Origin of the sequence: Chitinibacter fontanus (genome assembly GCF_013423785.1) — a bacterium.
GTDB classification, from domain to species: domain Bacteria; phylum Pseudomonadota; class Gammaproteobacteria; order Burkholderiales; family Chitinibacteraceae; genus Chitinibacter; species Chitinibacter fontanus.
This window is the reverse complement of the sequence record NZ_CP058952.1, coordinates 2,868,343-2,884,897: the sequence shown is the minus strand read 5'-3', so window position 1 is coordinate 2,884,897 and position 16,555 is coordinate 2,868,343. Positions and strand designations below refer to the sequence as shown.

Sequence of the window (16,555 nt, the reverse complement as noted above, 5' to 3'; positions counted from 1 at the left end):
CTGATGTGGCGGCAGAAGGACATCTGTGACCGCTAAGGCCGAACAACTCTGGCTTGAAGCAAGAGTAATGAAGGCCGCAACCTGATGATTAGCGGCCTTTCATTTTCCTAGCCCTTATATCAACACCTCGGCAAAGTGGTCAATCACGCTCATTTGTGAATGAGCCAAATTCAGTGCGCTACTACAAGTCACCGTTAAATTTTGTTTTGAGCTATTCTGAGTGATGTATATCCTCATCTGGAATCAAGCGGCTATGACCAATCGAGCAAGATATATTTATCGTTCTTTAGCGTATTACATTATTTTTGCTATGGCATGGATTTTTCTCTCGGATGACTTACTGCGTACCGTAGTTAGCCATGAGGCATTAATTTCTTTATCGACAACTAAAGGGATTTTTTTTGTATTTGTCTCCGCTGTTGGTTTTTTACTCACTTTGCGGGCAGTACCTGAGCTAGATGCGAGTAGCAATAAATTTAATGAAGATTCAATTTTTACCACAAAAAAATCCAAACGAACTTTAGCTTACCTATTCTCAATCCTAATTACCTTGATTGCTATTTACTTATACAACGAAATCTCTTCTGCTTTTGCCAATAAGTCACTATTCATTTTGCTAATGTTGCCAATTACTCTTAGTGCCTTAATTGGCGGGGTTGGACCTGGGCTACTATCTACACTCTGCGCGGCAGTTGGCTCATATTTCTTAATAAGATCACCTCAAGGCGCTTCTTACCCAGATGCATTTGAACAGTTAAAATGGCTTCTATTAATCATAAATGGTGTTGTTGTTAGTTTGATCAGTGAAGCGCTGCAGCGAACTTCTGAAAATTTAACTAAAAATAAGAGCTTGTTAAAATCGATAGCCGACAGTACATCCGATGCAATTTTTGTAAAAGATATAAAAGGACGGTACATTTTTGCTAATGAGGCAAGTGCTGATATTCTGAATACACCGATTAATAAACTAATTGGACTAACGGATGCAGATTTGTTTGATTTACAAACAGCTCAATTGCTGTCTGAATTAGATTCTGTGGTTGCTACAAAAGCGTCAGTTCAAACCCATGAAGAACATATAACTACTAAGCGTGGTAGCGAAATGATCTTTGGGGTGACCAAAGGCCCTATTTTTGATGATTTCGGTAAAGTCTGTGGCATCTTTGGGATTGCTCGAGATATAAGTGAGCAGAAACGTTCTGAGCAAGAGCTCATTAATAGAACAGCTGCACTTAATCAAGCACAGCAATTGGCCCATATCGGCAGCTGGGAGTGGAACTTAACTACAGGGCACCATTACTGGTCTGATGAAATTTACCGAATTTATGGCCGTGATCTTAGCTTACCACCCGCAATATACCCTGAAGTTAGTCAGTATTTTACTCATGATAGTTGGATCAAATTATCCGCCACCATAGAGCATGCATTGGCAACGGTTGAATCGTATGAGTGCGAAGCGCAGCTCTCGCGGGCTAGCGGTGAGCTCCGCTGGATATCGGCCCGGGGGGAGCCAGTGATTGCTTCCAATGGAGAAATCATCGCTTTTCACGGCACAGTTCAAGATATTACAGAGCAAAAACAGGCCCAACTATTACTCGAGCAACGTGAACAACAGTTAGAACGTGTGATCACGGGCTCAGATCAAGGGTATTGGGATTGGAACTTGTTAACCAACGAATTTAACGTCAGCTCTCGCTTTGAAACGATGCTCGGTTTTATGCCCGGAGAGCTTGATGTTCGAATCGAACGATGGTCTGAGATTGTTCATCCAGATGATCTAGTTGTGGCTCAAGAATCGATTAACCGCCATCTAAGTGGGCAGCAGACAAATCATGTCGCAGAAATTAGATGCAAAACCAAGCAAGGTAACTGGCTTTGGGTGCTTACAGCTGGTCGAGTAGTTTCATGGCATAACGATGGTACTCCTTGGATGATGTCAGGCACACACACTGATATTTCTACTCGTAAACATCATGAGCTGGCATTACTTGAGTCAAATGTCGTCTTTGAAAACAGTTATGAAGGCATCATGGTATTGGGGGCTAATCGACTAATCATCAAGGTCAACCCTGCATTTTCTAGGATAACTGGGTATAGCTCAGCAGAAGCCATTGGGCAATCTCCGCGATTATTGTCATCAGGTCAGCATGATGCATTGTTTTATCAAGAAATGTGGAACTCATTAAATAAGCAAGATTTCTGGCGTGGAGAAATCTGTAATCGGCATAAAAATGGCGAAATTTATATTGAATCTATCTCAATTTCAGTGGTGCGAGATTCACGTGCAGAGATTCAATACTATATAGGTATTTTTACCGATATTACGCAGCTTAAGGCACACCAAGCCGAGCTAGACCGGGTTGCCCATTATGACGTATTAACAGGACTACCAAATCGGCGACTTTTGTCAGATCGCCTGAAACGTTCCGTAAATCGTACGGAACGAAGTGGAAAATCCTGTGCAATTTGTTTTCTAGATCTTGATGGTTTTAAAGAAATAAACGATCGTTATGGACATGCAATTGGGGATCAGTTATTGGTTGGAATTGCCAATAATCTACAAGCAATTTTGCGTGTCGATGACACATTAGCACGAATGGGGGGCGATGAATTTGTATTGATTTTGTCTGAAATTGCTTCTGCAACAGAATGCAGTTTAATTCTTGATCGAGTACTAGTAGCCGTCAATAGCATTATACAAATTGCCGAAATAGAGGTCCGTACCACAGCTAGTATCGGTGTATGCATGTATCCTGAAGATCATGCCGATCCAGATACCCTATTGAGACATGCGGATCAGGCTATGTATCTGGCCAAAGATGCCGGTGGTAATCGCTATCAGATGTTTGATCCTGAGACGGAAAGACAATCACAAATTCATCGGAGGGCTCTCGAACTAATTGGTTTGGCACTGGCGCGTGATGAATTCGTGCTCCATTACCAACCGAAAGTAGATCTTTTAAGCGGTGAAGTCGTTGGTGCCGAAGCTTTAATTCGGTGGCAACACCCTGAACTGGGGTTGTTATTTCCCGGTGATTTTCTATCACATGTCTATGGCAGCAAGCTTGAGCAAGCCCTTGGTGAATGGGTTATTCATGCCGCGTTGAAGCAGGCCACTCAATGGGCTCAGTGTGGACTCAATGTAAAACTCAGTATCAATGTCAGTGCGAATCATCTGCTAAGAAGCGACTTTGCTGCGAACCTGCTAACCGCATTATCTAGTTACCCAGAAGTGCCTCGTTCAAGCTTTGAACTTGAAGTACTTGAAACGATGGCGATTGGGGATATGCAACAAGCGATTCAAACATTACAGCAATGCAAAGAGATGGGGGTGCGGTTCTCATTAGATGATTTTGGAACTGGTTATTCCTCTCTTACATATTTACGCAAATTGCCAATTGATACCTTAAAAATTGACCAAAGCTTTGTGCGGGACATGCTAACTGATCCAGATGATTTTGGAATTGTCCAAGGAGTTATTCAATTAGCTAAAGTCTTTAAACTTCAAGTAATTGCGGAAGGGGCAGAGACCGTGGAGCATATTGCCTTGCTGCGCCAATTAGGCTGTCATTTAGTGCAGGGATACGGGATTGCCAAGCCGATGCCTGCCAATATGTTCCCGATTTGGTGTAATGAATGGGAAAAACAGCGAGCTTAGCTGATTGTCTAACGCAGCAAACAACTTCGTACGGGGTGATTTGCTGGGGCATCGAAACAAAATTACTCCAGAGCTCGTAGGTCGAATAGAGGTATTCGTGCTGGAAGTACCTAGAAGATGGTCATACAAGGTATCAATACTGTAAGGCACGCATACAAGATGGGGGCGGACCGTCTCCGCTCTTGGCAGAAAACAGCCAGCAGCATTTCAATGATTGTAATGCTCTTAGGTGCCTGTTTCTGGGTCTCGTTCCTCCTTGCAGACAGCGGCTAGCTCGTCGGCCAAGCTTTGCCACTTTCGCCTGCATAGCACCAAAGGCTCGCACTGCGAGCCCCTTTCCTTCCTGTAGCTATTGCGACTTAGGCTTTAATTTGTTCCAGCAATTGCTGCAGCATTGCTTTTCCTACTACCCACTCGCCCAAATTGCTACTGCCATTGATATGCTCTGCGTCGCCAATACAGATAAATTGACTGTCCCAATCGCTGGCGCACTGCTTTGAAAACTCAATCTGTGCATAGGGATCATTTGCGCTGGCGATTAACATGCTTTTGAAATTAAGCGCCCTTCTCGGAAAATCGCTAAAACTCCGCGCCTCAACGGGAAAAACCTCAGCCATCGGATCAGGTGGCGCAACCAGTAGCGCGCCCTTGATCGGTAATGAGCTTGATGCGGCCCAGTGCGATACCAATAAACAGCCCAAACTATGCGCAACTAATATCGTATCGGGGCCGCTTTGCAGAATGGCTTCTTCTAAGCGCGCCATCCATTGTTGGCAATCCGGATTAGTCCAATCGTCTTGGATGACGCGGCTAAAATTTGGGCTCGATTGCTCCCATTGGGTCTGCCAATGGCTTTGATCTGAATCGCCAATCCCCGGCAAAATGAGGAAATTCATTTGTTCTCCACTTTCATTGTGCAATGAATGATTAACGTGTAGCCCGAGTGACTGTTTTGCCAACATCTGCCACTACAGTAGGTCAAGCATTGTAATGCGCTTGTACTCCGATCGTGTGCTGTTTTCCTGCTACTGCAATACATACTCACATAGGTATCTATCTGCGATCAAATTGGATATTGATCTTGATAAAGATACCCCTTAATTCAAAATCAACGTGCAAATCGATGTATTTGGCATTGCGGCAAAATTAGGCCAATTTCGCCTAATTATTTTGCAACGACGTCCAGATGTCATCCCAGTCCGCATCTTTGATCACGCCTTCGCGTTTAAGCGTGATTTCGCCGCTTTTGCCGATAACAAAGACCGTGGAATCGTTGTTCATGTCGCCAAAGCTATCCTGCTGAGCCAGATCGGGCCGCCACAGTAGCGGGAATTGCTCGTTTTTCGGTGTGGTGGCTCGCACTAGCTCGGCGTAGCTGCGAAAGAGTTCCGCCTTGCTGTCCAGCCCAACGCCGATCACGCCAAAATGGCTGGCTTTGTTCGCTTTATAAAATTCGCGGATCAGTTTGAAGTTGTACACACAGGTATTGCAACCAGCCTTAAAAAACACCAGCAATACGGTTTGATCTTTGCCGCGCACCTGAGCCAGATTCACGGCCTTGCCGCTAACGACGTCTTTACCCTGCAGCATGGGCGCTGAGTGGGCAGTTCCGTACAACAGGGCGCTACATACCAAGGCCAGCCAGATTTTTTGCATCTCAATTCCTTTTATTCAGTATGAGTTTGGCGAAACAGCAGGCGATCGAGCGCCCAGCGTTGCACCGGCACAGCAAGCAGCACCAGCAACATCAAGCCCCATTCGAGGTGATCTTGCAGCGCGGCGGGAATGTCTTTCAGGACGTGGTAGTAGGACAGCACGGCGAGCAAATTCAGCGCGAACAGGCCTAGGGCTGAAAGGCGGGTGAACAGCCCCAAAACGAGCAAGACCGGCAGCGCCAATTCGCCCACCGTGCCCGCCAGCGCGGCGAGCTGCGGCGACAGTAGCGGAACGTGGTATTCGTCGGTAAATAGCGCGATGGTGCTGCTCCAGTCGCTGATTTTGGTCAGGCCCGACAGAAAAAACACTTGGCCGATGTACAGCCGCAGCAGCAAATCGGCGAGTGGGGCAAGGGCATCGAGCGGTTTGGTGGCACTAAGCCGGGTAAGAATCGGCAACATGGTGAGTCTCTACACAGATTGGTTAGTGTTTAGTCGCTGCCAGCGTGTCGTTCTGACAGCGCAGGCGAAAAAAATCCCCTTTAGCGGTAACGGCAAAGGGGCAGAGGAAGAGAGACCGCGATGAATGACTACTGCGGCGTGAGCGAGCCTTGCAAATTCAGGCAAGTACCTTTGGCGACGAGTTTCCATTCTTTGCCATCACGGTCTTTTTTGGCCATGCCGGCGCAGGCGTGGCCGTTGGCGGCGCAATCGTTGCTCCCTGCTTTGGCAACACCAAAGCATTTTTCCTTCGTTGGGTCGGCTGCCAGCGTGGTTTGGCTGGCCAGTGTCAGCGCGGCGGCAACCGCGCTGGCTAAAATAATGTGCGTTGGGGTCATGCTGAACTCCAGAAGTAAAGCCAATCGGCGGTCGGATTTAGCCTTGCGCCAGCCATTGTGGCAACTGGCCAGATTGGTCGAGCGCGAGCAGATCGGTAAATCCGCCCACATGTTGCTCACCAATAAAAATCTGCGGTACCGAGCGGCGCGCGCTACGCGCGATCATCGTGGCAAATTCATCCGGATTTTGATCGACCAGAATCTTGTTCACCGCTAGCCCTTTGCGTGCCAGCAGGTTTTCGGCTTGCACACAAAATGGGCAGCTACGCGTGCTGTACATGGTAATCGTCGGCATGATTTATCCTTTGGTATATCGCTACAAGCTTTGCTTGATATGCGTTGTAGCGATATACCTTTTAGGTGTTGATGGGTTTACAGCTCTTTTGGCGCTTTATCTTTGATGCTTGGCCATTCCATATTGGCTTTTTTCAGATTACCCGCGACGTCTTCCAGCCATTTTTTCTGCACTTCTTTATTCACATTCAGGTACAGCTTGCCGCCGACGACTTTCCACACTTGCGGATCACCGTCGAGCTTTTTATCCAGCGCCACGCCCATCGCGCAGAAGCCACCAAACTGCGGCGCGTAATGCGCTGGGTTGGCATTGAATTTGTTCAGATTGGCTTTCGATGCGAAGTGGTAAGTCACGCCATCGTATTGCGCGCTGTAGGCGGCGTTACCGAGTGTCGGCGCTTTGGCGGTGAAGTAGGCGACCGGATCAAAACCTTTCAGGCCAACGCCTTGTTCGTCGATATTCACTGCGGCAGTCGATGCTTCGTCATACGCCATCGCAGTGCTGGGTAAAACGCCAATCATGGTTACTGCGGCGAGGATGGCGGAAGCTAAAACAGTGCGGCGCAAAGAGAAATTAGTCATGATGTTTTCCTGTTGAGTTTGGGGTGTTTCGCTGCGTTGCCAGCGAATGAATGCATTGTGCCCAAAGCCAAACAAAACAAGAATTACCACAAAACAGAATAAACTATTCCGTTTTTAACAATAATAGAACCGCAAAACACGCCGAACTAGCAATGGCAAAGGTCAATACAGATCAGTGAATTGGGGCAATAAAAAAGCCGCTACCCAATATAGGTAGCGGCGTATTGAGTGAATCGTGGCTTAGTTAAGTAGTGATTTGAATAGCATCGACTAATTGCTGCTCGTCAGGGCGTTCAAATTGCGCTTCCATCACGTCAAACATCGTCGTGGTCACCGTAAAAGCATAGGTTTCACCGCGTTGCTGATTGCGCTCGATCACCCGCTGGCGGCGAATGGCCAGCGGTGCATCGATAAAATGCCATTGCACTGGGCAATCACACTGCGCAGCCAAGCTCTGAAAGTGCAAGCGCTGACGGTGCTTTAGTAAGCCCAAATCCAGCACGGCTACACCGCCTAATTGCACGTGTTGGCGAACCATTGCCCAGATTTGATTTTCGCAGCGGCTCACCCGCGCCAGCACCCAGTTTAAATCGAGTGGCGTGGGCAAATCAGCGCCGTACAGCGTTTGCATCCAGGCATCAATAGAGAAGTACAAACCGCCCAGCTTGTTCGCCAATTGCTGTGCATACGCCGATTTGCCTGCGCCTTGCGGGCCAAATACAAAGTGAATATTCATGCGGCCCTCTCAAGTGCGAGCGCACGATGCAATGGCCTCGGCATCGGCGACAATCGCTTGCTGGCCAAGGCTGATCACCTTCCCGCCATGCTCGGCGACATACTGCGCGGCCGATTCGGTATCGCGAAACCAGAGCTTTAATTGCGCCGAACCGCTCGCCAGATATTGCTGCGCGGCGATGTCATCGGCGGGCATGTGCGCCAAAGCCGGACGCATCAGTTCCCAACTCGGAAAACCCGCTTCCACGGCCAATAGCAGTAAAAAGTGTTTGCGCTGTAATTGTGAGCGCGTGCGAAATAATTGCGGCAGCGGGGTTTGCCCCATCACGCCAGCTTGAAGCAGGCGGCGCAAAACCGGCAAGGCAATCGACGGTGAGGTAGATTCAACAGCGCGTTGCAAAAGGCGCGCTTGGCGTAAATAAAATTGAATTGAGCTAGGCTCTTGAGGAATAGACGGCATACCAACTCCAAATTTGGTAAGCATTCTCGCTATGGCTTACGGAGGGTATGCAAGCAAAGGGCTTGCGGGATTAAACTGGTGCTTGCACTTTCGCGAGTTGGGCGTCCAGTCAACCCAGCGCGTATGTTAATCAGTTTTGCGCGCAAAAGAAAGCCGCGTTTGTGCTTGAGCGCAACTCGGTTTGGATTGGGCACAAAATACCGTGGCAGGTATTGCTCTATGAGCACCTATAAATAATGCTTACATTTATATACCCATGTTTTATATTAAATAAAAAGCCGCGCCTCAAGTGGGCGCGGCTTTTTGATGGGTGACGAATGTGATGAATTAAGCCAAAGTTACTTTCGGGAAATCAATTTCCAAACGGCTGGCTTTGCCCAAAATATTCGTGAGCAAATTCATCCCGACGTGGGTGATGATCTCGACGATGTCGGCATCGCTAAAACCGGCGTTGCGCGCTTCGATTAGCTCGGCGGTGGTGATTTCGCCTTTATGCTCAGCCAGCGAGCGCGCCAGTTTCACAGCAATCGCGGCTTTGGCATCTTGGCTAGAGCCGGCGCGGTTGGCGGCGATTTCATCGCCATTCAAGCCAGCACCTTTACCTATGGCCGTGTGTGCTGACAGGCAGTATTCGCACGAGTTTTGCTGTGCCAAGGCCAAGGCGATACGCTCGCGGGTTTGCAGATCTAGGCTGCCTTCTTTAGCAATACCGTGCAGGCCGAGGAAGGCGCGCAGTGCAGCCGGTGAGTTGGCAAACACTTTCAAAAAGTTCGGCACAATACCCAGTTGGGCGTGGATCGCGTCAAACAAGGCTTGTTGTTCAGCGGTAGCAGTTTCAGTAGTGATGACGTTAATGCGGCTCATGGTGTTTTCCTTGTTTGGGTTACGTTGTTTCGCTCGGTATTGAGCGAATGAGTGCATTGTGCCGATCTCCACTTGAAAGAAGAATCCATATACCAGACAATAGATTGTTGCTAAAAATGGAATAAACCATGGATCGTTTTCATCAGATGAGCGTGTATGTGGCGGTGGCCGAAACCGAGAGCTTTGCCGCTGCGGCGCGCAAGCTGGCGATGTCGCCACCCGCAGTCACGCGCGCCGTGGCCGCGCTGGAAGAAGATTTAGGTGTGAAGTTACTGAACCGCACCACGCGCTATGTGCGCGTGACCGATGCTGGCCAGCGCTATCTGGACGATGCGCGGCGGATTCTGGCCGAGGTGCAAGAAGCCGACGAAGTGGCCGCCGGCATTAACGCCGAGCCACGCGGGCATCTCACCATCACCGCGCCGGTGCTGTTTGGCCAGCTGTATGTGATGCCGCAGGTCGTGAAATTTTTGCAGCGCTACCCGGATGTCGATGTATCGGCGATGTTTCTCGACCGGGTGGTGAATATGCTGGAAGAAGGTGTGGACGTGGGTATCCGCATCGGCGCCTTGCCAGACAGCACAATGCGGGCAATACGGGTGGGTCAAGTGCGGCGCGTGCTGTGTGCCTCGCCCGATTATCTGGCGCAATACGGCATCCCGCAAACGCCACAGGATTTGCTCAATCACCAAATCGTCGCCGCCAGCAGCATCAGCCCCACAGTGGAGTGGAAATTTGGCGACGATGAGCACAGCAAAGTCGTGCGCATCAAACCGCGCATTACCGTCACCAGCAACGACGGCGCGATTTCGGCGGTACGGAACGGCGGCGGGATTACGCGGCTGATGTCCTATCAGGTCGCGGAGCATTTACAGCGTGGCGAATTAAAAACGGTGCTCGGTGAGTTTGAAGCTAAACCACTGCCAATTCATATCGTTCACCGCGAAGGTCGCCACGGCTCGGCTAAAATTCGCGCCTTTGTCGATTTTATGGCGCAGGCACTGAAGGAAAATTCAGCTTTAAATTGAACTACGCCAAACTACACAAGCAGAAGGTGAGGATATGGCAACAAAAGCGACACGGTATTGGAAAACACGGATTGCTCTAGCGACAATATTTAAGCACAGTATGTCATTGTTCTGACTCATTTAGAGAACGGCGCAGCGATCGGCTAATTGCAAAGAGATTTTTATCCCCACCATGCATCCCTCCCAAGAAAACAGCAACATAACTAGCACCGTCAGTGATCACCGCCAGCGCGTGGCAGCCTTGCGTCGCGAGCGAACGCGCTCAATTTTACTGCGTGAGGCAGTTCAGGTTTTTGCTGAACAAGGGCTGGAAAACGCGGTCATTGGGCAAATTATTCAACGGGCAGGTGTTGCGCGAGGGACTTTTTATAATCATTTTTCCACCGATGAGGCTTTGTATATTGCCGTCGCCAGTGAAGTGAGTGATGAAATTCTGCGCTTAGTAGACCCATTTGTACTGCAAAAAACCGGGGCAGCTGCACGCGTCGCTTGTGGTCTGAATACAGTGCTTGCGCTGGCGCGGATACATCCAAAATTAGCGCGCTTCTTGGATCGTGGCGGGGTCAACGCCCTACGGCATGGCACCTTGGTCAATCAAATTGTGCCCCGCGACTTAATAGCAGGAATAGAAGATGGTAGTTTTGCTCCGCTATCGTTGCCACTGGCCATTGATTTATTGCTGGGGCCACTGCAAATGGCCTTTCACCAATTAGCACGGCAGGATCTGGGTATGAATTATGCTTTGGCACTTACCGCGGGAATTTTAAGGGCACTGGGAGTGCCAACTCTTGCATCACAAGAGTTGGCAACTACGGCAATCATCGTGCCGACTTTGCCCAGAACGAGCATTTTAAGCCTGCTAGCAGACTGATTACTTTACCTTAAGAGCAAGTACAGTCACTAGAACCGCAAGCCAATGCCTGCATATAAACCATCATTGGCCATATTGTAAGCAAAGTCGCCATCTGAATAGTCCATCTTCATATACCGATAGCCGATTTTTACTGTACTCGTATCTGAATATGCATACGATACCCCCGTCTGCACCTGCACCGCGTAATCCGAGCCTAAGCCAAAACCGCCTAAATCGAAACTAGCGTCAAGCTGCCACTTATCATTCAATGGTTGAATGACGCGCACACCCAAATAGGGGTCAAGCCAGCCCTTGTTTCCGGCACGATTAACGCGACCACTCAGACCTAACAGCTGTGCATCGATCTGAGTATTAACATCAATTTTGTTGTAGCGCAGGCCACCAATCACGTCTAAAGCTGTTTTTCCCGGCTCATCAAACACACGATAGGCTAGAGCAGCAGCAAGCATTGACTGCTTAATTCGGACATCCGCCGACAGATCCAGATTCGAACCGGGTAAACGGCTCGTCGCTGAATCAGATACCTTCATATACATCCCATCGAGCAGCACGGCCCAACGTTGCTTGCGAGCCTCAAAGGCTAACATCAGGCCAAAGTCCAAATTCTCCAGAATATCGGAAAACTGCATATCGACATTGGTAGTTGGCAGATTGCCAGCTGCCACTTGGCCATTCATTTTGGTAGCCCAAAGATAGGGGGTTAGCTCGTACTGCCATGCCTGCACTTGTTCGGCCTCTTCTGCCGCCCCCACTGGGCTACTAGACATACAAATCAATGCCAGTAGCGCAGTGGATGCGGCTAGTTTGCCCACAAACCCAGTACTTTGATTTTTTTTCATACTGTGACCTCAAAAAAGCGGCAGTTTGTAATTGCAATCACAAATCGATCCGATCAATTTGCCATTCAATTCCTTTGAAGTCTGGCATTTCACGCCCATCATCGGCGCCAAATTCAGCTTGAATCACCGCATTGAGCTTGGCATTCATCTGCAGCACCAACTCGGCATGCTGGCCTTTTTTGGGCGCCAAATTGTGCATTTCCTGCGGATCTTGCTGCAGATCGTACAGCTCAACATCGTTCCACTGATAAATCTCGTCCAGTGTTTGCGGCGTATTACGCTCTAACGGTGAGAAATAGCGGGTGAATTTGTAACGACCATCAAACACAGTACGTACACTACCCCGTTTTTTAAAATTAGGCTGATAGCCAGTGGCTTTGAGCGCGGTCATCGGGTCGGTTTTTTGCGCTACTGCTGCCGCAATTTGCCGGATCAACTCACTATCGTTAGTAGCCAAGCCACTATAGGTAAATAGCACGGACTCGCGAATCGCGTGCAAACCCGCTTTGCTTGGCTGCTTAAATAATGCCGAAATATCTTTGCCCGGCAGCTGGCGACCGGCGTATTCGGCAGCCTGTGGTCCAGTAACCCCAGCCATGCTCAGCAAGCTGGGCACAAGATCGATATGCCCGGTCAAGGCCTTACAGTGCTGCCCACCTTTGACCTGCGGATGCACAATATACAAAGGCAGGTGAATCACTTCCTGGTACGGCATCGGCCCTTTGCCACGCAAACCGTGTGCGCCACCCATTTCACCATGGTCGGACGTAAACACGATAATGGTGTTGTCATCCAGATTGAGTGCGGCCAGCTCGTCGAGCAAGATTCCCAACTGCTGGTCAACCATCTGCAGCGAGTTGTAGTAGAAATCATTAAACCGCTGCCAACGCTGCGGCTCGGCCGGAATCCGCCCCAGCGTATAGCCCCAGCAACGATCAAATTCGCCATGCGCTGCTGGGCGCCCTGCTGCATCAAACGGTTGCTGCCAATTACTCGGTAACTTGAACTGCCATTTACGCTGATAAGTAGCATGATCAGGTGCTCGCGCTGCATGCATCATCAACTGCCCATTATCTTGCACCTGTTCATCAGGCAAATCGGTATTGAAATACATAATGTCATGTGGGTTGACCAAGCTAACAAACAAAGCCCACGGTTTTTGTTCAGCATTCAGGCTTTGACCTTTGTCGCGTAGCCACGCCACTGCGCTACCCGCGATCATCTGGTCATGCTTATAGCCGCCCAGCGTATGCGCCAATACATCACCGGGCCAGACGAAATCGGAAAAGCCGTATTCATCCATTTCTTTGGTAAAGAGTTTGTCCGGCGTTTCCTGATCGAACTCTGCATTCAAATGCCATTTACCTTTGTAGGCGGTGTAATAGCCCGCTTTGCGCAGCATATGACCCACGGTTGGCACTTCAGTCGACAACGCTTTGACATATTTCATGTCGGCGTTTTCAAACATCTTGTTGTCGGCGGTTTGTAGGCCAGTCATCAGTACCGAGCGCGAGCTAGTACACATCACCGCTGGGCAATAATGATTGTGGAAAGTAATGCCCGCCTTTTGCAGCCGTTCATGCGCCGGCAATCGAAACCCGCGTGGCATATCTTTCAAGTAGCGCTCTTGATCGGTAAACACAAACAAAATATTCGGTTGCTGACCGCTGGCCGCCTTTTTTTTCAACGGTGCAGCTTGCGCCTGTTGTGCGGGCGATATACCCGGAACAGCATCAACAGCGGTAGCTGCAGCCACCGCGCTCGTTAAGGTCAAAAAACTGCGACGTGAGATTTCAGGTGTGCTGTTAGGGTTTTCTTTATTTGAGCTGCTCATCATGTTTCTCCAGGGTGTTCACTTCGCTTGTTAACGCGTGGCCAACAAGTCACTCTATGTGCGTCGATTGAAGTCAATATCATTATTATTAGTTTGCTAACTAAATAGCTTTTTCATAATGACACTTTGTTCAATCATCTACAACCTGATGAATTCAACACCCGACCTAAGGAGATTTTTTGCTACAACTTAGTCAAATAAGACAGTACTTACCTATGCACCCTCTGCTTTCATAATCGAACAACATGCCGACAAACCGCTAGCAGGCTCATCATTGGTTTGGGCGAGCAATTCCGGGCATTGCGCTAAATTGCCATCACAGCACTCTGCTGTTAAATAAGTAATCAGATCACGCATCAAGGCCAAATTGGCTCGATACCGCATATAGCGCCCTTCCTGCGCCACCATCAGCACACCAGAATGCACCATAGATTTAAGGTGAAACGATAAATTGCTCGCAGGCAGCGCCAGCGCTGCAGCAATTTCACCAGCCACAAGGCCAGCACTCCCCTGCCGCACCAGCAATCGATACACATCGAGCCGAACAGCAGAAGACAACGTTTCAAAAACACGGGTTGCAATCAATTTTTCCATTGGCCAACTATACAACAATTATTGAAATATTGAATTAGTATGATTACCATCTTGTCCTATCCAGTCAAACAGGCAATTGATGAAAGATTATTACAATGTGCTGTTCATCTGCACCGAAAATGCTGCTCGCAGCCAGATGGCTGAAGCCCTACTCAATCACATTGGCCGTGGGCGCTTTAAAGCCTATAGCGCTGGTAGCCAACCCAGCGGGCAAATTCACCCGATGGCACTAGCCGCACTAGCACATGCGCAGATTGACGCTCATGGTTTGTACAGCAAAAACTGGCATGAATTCACCAAGCCCACCGCCCCAGAAATGGATTTGGTCTTCACTCTGTGCGACCGTGCTGCCGGTGAAGTTTGCCCAGCTTGGCCAGGCATCCCGACCTTGGCTCATTGGAATATTGAACATCCCGGCTTGACGGGTGACGCAGAAGCACAACAGCACAGTTTTAATCACACCCTAGCCATTTTGCGACATCGGCTGGATCTACTGATTGCATTGCCATTTGAAAAACTCGATCAACTGGCACTGAAACAGCATCTCACTGACATCGGGCTTAGCCCACGCAAGGAAACACTATGAGTATTAAAGTCGGCATTAATGGTTTTGGCCGCATGGGTCGCCTCACACTACGCGCAGCGTGGGGTTGGCCGGAAATTGAATTTGTACAGATCAACGATCCGGCGGGCGATGCTGCCACTTTGGCGCATTTGCTCAATTTCGACTCGATTCACGGCCGCTTTGCACACGAAGCCAGTGCAGAGGGCGATGAGATCATCATTAGTAACTCACGTATCAAAACCACGCGCAACACTGCGATTGGCGATACCGACTGGTCTGGCTGTGATGTGGTGATCGAAGCCTCGGGCAAAATGCGCACCACGGCGCTGCTGCAAGCTTACCTCGACCAAGGCGTGAAACGGGTCGTTGTCACCGCGCCAGTTAAAGAGCCGGGCGTGCTCAATGTCGTGGTCGGCGTGAATCATCAGCTGTTCGACCCTGCGCTCCATCGCATCGTTACGGCGGCGAGCTGCACGACCAATTGCCTCGCGCCGGTGGTGAAAGTGATCCACGAGCAGCTCGGCATTCGCCATGGCAGCATGACGACGATTCACGATCTGACCAATACCCAAACCATCATCGACGCCCCGCACAAAGACCTGCGCCGCGCGCGTTCGTGCGGCACGAGTTTGATCCCGACTTCGACGGGCTCGGCCACCGCAATCACCGAAATTTTCCCCGAACTGAAAGGCCGCCTGAACGGCCATGCGGTACGCGTGCCACTGACCAACGCCTCGCTGACCGATTGCGTGTTCGAGCTCGAACGTGCGACCACGGTGGAAGAAGTCAACGGCCTACTGAAAGCCGCGTCGGAAACCTATTTGAAAGACATCTTGGGCTATGAAGAGCGCCCGCTGGTGTCGATCGACTACCGCGGCGACGCACGCTCAAGCATCATCGACGCGCTATCGACGATGGTGATCAACGGCACGCAGTTGAAACTGTACGCTTGGTATGACAATGAGTGGGGTTATGTGAACCGAACTGCCGAGTTGGTACGGCAGGTGGGATTGGCAGATCAGTAGCAAATTGATGGGTATATCCTCTTATCCCTTTTTAAATAAGGCTGGAGATGATATATCCATGGCCATTTGCGTCATAAGGCACGCCTCGTGGAGCGAAATCGCCCATCGATTAGGGTTCGAAAAGTCGCGATTAAGCTACGCTAATCGAAACTAATAGATTTGATTGCTCGTTGCATGAATCTAAGAAAACACAAAGGGAAATGAAATGAAAATTACCGTTGAAGCCAAAGTCGCAGCGCCGATCGAAACGGTGTGGCGCGCATGGATTACGCCCGCAGCGATTATGCAATGGAATGCAGCGTCGGATGATTGGCACACCACGTCGGCCAGTGTTGATTTGCAAGTGGGTGGCGCTTTTTCATCGCGTATGGAGGCCAAAGACGGCAGCATGGGGTTTGATTTTGCCGGTACGTACACCAAGATCGTTGAGCATGAATTAATCGAGTGCCAATTTGGTGATCGCAGTTTGCAGGTTGAATTTATCACCACTACTGATGGCGTGCTGGTGCGTGAGACCTTTGATGCGGAAAACGTGTTCCCTGCTGAGCAACAGCGTGCCGGTTGGCAAGCGATTCTCAATCGCTTTGCGAGTTATGTGGCTGCTGAGTTGGCGCACAATAATTAACCTGCGGTCATTGAAAATGAAACCATTCTATGAGTTGTTATCTCGATTGAGATTTTGGAATCGTATCGGAATGGTTTCATTGCT

The 16,555-nt window shown here is 49.5% G+C and carries 18 protein-coding genes; 6 read left to right on the top strand and 12 right to left on the bottom strand.

Annotated elements, in window-relative coordinates; genetic code table 11:
* Positions 1–223: 223 nt before the first annotated feature.
* Positions 224–3,658, top strand: a complete 3,435-nt coding sequence (locus tag HZU75_RS13805) for an EAL domain-containing protein (RefSeq protein ID WP_228028279.1) — start codon at positions 224–226, stop codon at positions 3,656–3,658.
* A 359-nt stretch (positions 3,659–4,017) separates the two neighbouring features.
* Here the strand turns inward: HZU75_RS13805 and HZU75_RS13800 are convergent, their stop codons facing one another.
* The 9 genes from HZU75_RS13800 to HZU75_RS13760 all read right to left on the bottom strand — a co-directional run bounded on the left by HZU75_RS13800 (position 4,018) and on the right by HZU75_RS13760 (position 9,087).
* Complete coding sequence (locus HZU75_RS13800) at positions 4,018–4,554, bottom strand: RBBP9/YdeN family alpha/beta hydrolase (protein ID WP_180306591.1); 537 nt, start codon at positions 4,552–4,554, stop codon at positions 4,018–4,020.
* A 265-nt stretch (positions 4,555–4,819) separates the two neighbouring features.
* The gene (locus HZU75_RS13795; protein ID WP_180306590.1) at positions 4,820–5,314 is read right to left on the bottom strand and encodes a peroxiredoxin family protein; all 495 of its coding nucleotides are present in this window, start codon (positions 5,312–5,314) and stop codon (positions 4,820–4,822) included.
* 11 nt (positions 5,315–5,325) lie between these two features.
* Positions 5,326–5,775: a DoxX family protein gene (locus HZU75_RS13790; RefSeq protein ID WP_180306589.1), complete on the bottom strand. Its 450-nt coding sequence runs from the start codon at positions 5,773–5,775 to the stop codon at positions 5,326–5,328.
* A 128-nt stretch (positions 5,776–5,903) separates the two neighbouring features.
* Positions 5,904–6,152 (bottom strand): BufA1 family periplasmic bufferin-type metallophore, encoded by a 249-nt coding sequence (locus tag HZU75_RS13785; RefSeq protein WP_180306588.1) that lies wholly within the window; start codon positions 6,150–6,152, stop codon positions 5,904–5,906.
* A 37-nt stretch (positions 6,153–6,189) separates the two neighbouring features.
* Entirely contained in the window at positions 6,190–6,447 is a 258-nt protein-coding gene (gene grxC / locus HZU75_RS13780) for a glutaredoxin 3 (protein WP_180306587.1), read from the bottom strand.
* A 77-nt stretch (positions 6,448–6,524) separates the two neighbouring features.
* Positions 6,525–7,028 (bottom strand): YHS domain-containing (seleno)protein, encoded by a 504-nt coding sequence (locus tag HZU75_RS13775; RefSeq protein WP_180306586.1) that lies wholly within the window; start codon positions 7,026–7,028, stop codon positions 6,525–6,527.
* A 244-nt stretch (positions 7,029–7,272) separates the two neighbouring features.
* Positions 7,273–7,764, bottom strand: coding sequence for a P-loop nucleotide/nucleoside kinase family protein (locus HZU75_RS13770; RefSeq protein WP_180306585.1), 492 nt, complete (start codon positions 7,762–7,764; stop codon positions 7,273–7,275).
* A 9-nt stretch (positions 7,765–7,773) separates the two neighbouring features.
* Positions 7,774–8,223, bottom strand: coding sequence for a hypothetical protein (locus tag HZU75_RS13765; RefSeq protein WP_180306584.1), 450 nt, complete (start codon positions 8,221–8,223; stop codon positions 7,774–7,776).
* Between the two features lie 327 nt (positions 8,224–8,550).
* Entirely contained in the window at positions 8,551–9,087 is a 537-nt protein-coding gene (locus HZU75_RS13760; protein ID WP_180306583.1) for a carboxymuconolactone decarboxylase family protein, read from the bottom strand.
* A 128-nt stretch (positions 9,088–9,215) separates the two neighbouring features.
* Here HZU75_RS13760 and HZU75_RS13755 point away from each other — a divergent pair, with 128 nt between their 5' ends.
* Positions 9,216–10,115, top strand: coding sequence for a LysR family transcriptional regulator (locus tag HZU75_RS13755; RefSeq protein WP_180306582.1), 900 nt, complete (start codon positions 9,216–9,218; stop codon positions 10,113–10,115).
* A gap of 172 nt (positions 10,116–10,287) precedes the next feature.
* The gene (locus tag HZU75_RS13750; protein WP_180306581.1) at positions 10,288–10,986 is read left to right on the top strand and encodes a TetR/AcrR family transcriptional regulator; all 699 of its coding nucleotides are present in this window, start codon (positions 10,288–10,290) and stop codon (positions 10,984–10,986) included.
* A 29-nt stretch (positions 10,987–11,015) separates the two neighbouring features.
* Here HZU75_RS13750 and HZU75_RS13745 read toward each other — a convergent pair whose 3' ends face one another.
* The 3 genes from HZU75_RS13745 to HZU75_RS13735 all read right to left on the bottom strand — a co-directional run bounded on the left by HZU75_RS13745 (position 11,016) and on the right by HZU75_RS13735 (position 14,256).
* Complete coding sequence (locus HZU75_RS13745) at positions 11,016–11,828, bottom strand: porin family protein (protein WP_228028071.1); 813 nt, start codon at positions 11,826–11,828, stop codon at positions 11,016–11,018.
* Between the two features lie 37 nt (positions 11,829–11,865).
* Complete coding sequence (locus HZU75_RS13740) at positions 11,866–13,665, bottom strand: sulfatase family protein (protein WP_228028070.1); 1,800 nt, start codon at positions 13,663–13,665, stop codon at positions 11,866–11,868.
* Between the two features lie 210 nt (positions 13,666–13,875).
* Positions 13,876–14,256: an ArsR/SmtB family transcription factor gene (locus HZU75_RS13735; protein ID WP_180306580.1), complete on the bottom strand. Its 381-nt coding sequence runs from the start codon at positions 14,254–14,256 to the stop codon at positions 13,876–13,878.
* A 79-nt stretch (positions 14,257–14,335) separates the two neighbouring features.
* On the opposite strand from HZU75_RS13735, the gene HZU75_RS13730 reads away from it, so the two are divergent.
* The 3 genes from HZU75_RS13730 (at position 14,336) to HZU75_RS13720 (ending at position 16,471) form a co-directional block, all read left to right on the top strand.
* Positions 14,336–14,842: an arsenate reductase ArsC gene (locus HZU75_RS13730; protein ID WP_180306579.1), complete on the top strand. Its 507-nt coding sequence runs from the start codon at positions 14,336–14,338 to the stop codon at positions 14,840–14,842.
* Positions 14,839–15,846, top strand: a complete 1,008-nt coding sequence (locus HZU75_RS13725) for an ArsJ-associated glyceraldehyde-3-phosphate dehydrogenase (RefSeq protein WP_180306578.1) — start codon at positions 14,839–14,841, stop codon at positions 15,844–15,846. The genes HZU75_RS13730 and HZU75_RS13725 overlap by 4 nt, the downstream gene beginning before the upstream one ends.
* 205 nt (positions 15,847–16,051) lie before the next feature.
* A complete protein-coding gene (locus HZU75_RS13720) occupies positions 16,052–16,471 on the top strand; it encodes an SRPBCC family protein (RefSeq protein WP_180306577.1) in 420 nt (139 codons plus the stop codon).
* Positions 16,472–16,555: the final 84 nt, after the last annotated feature.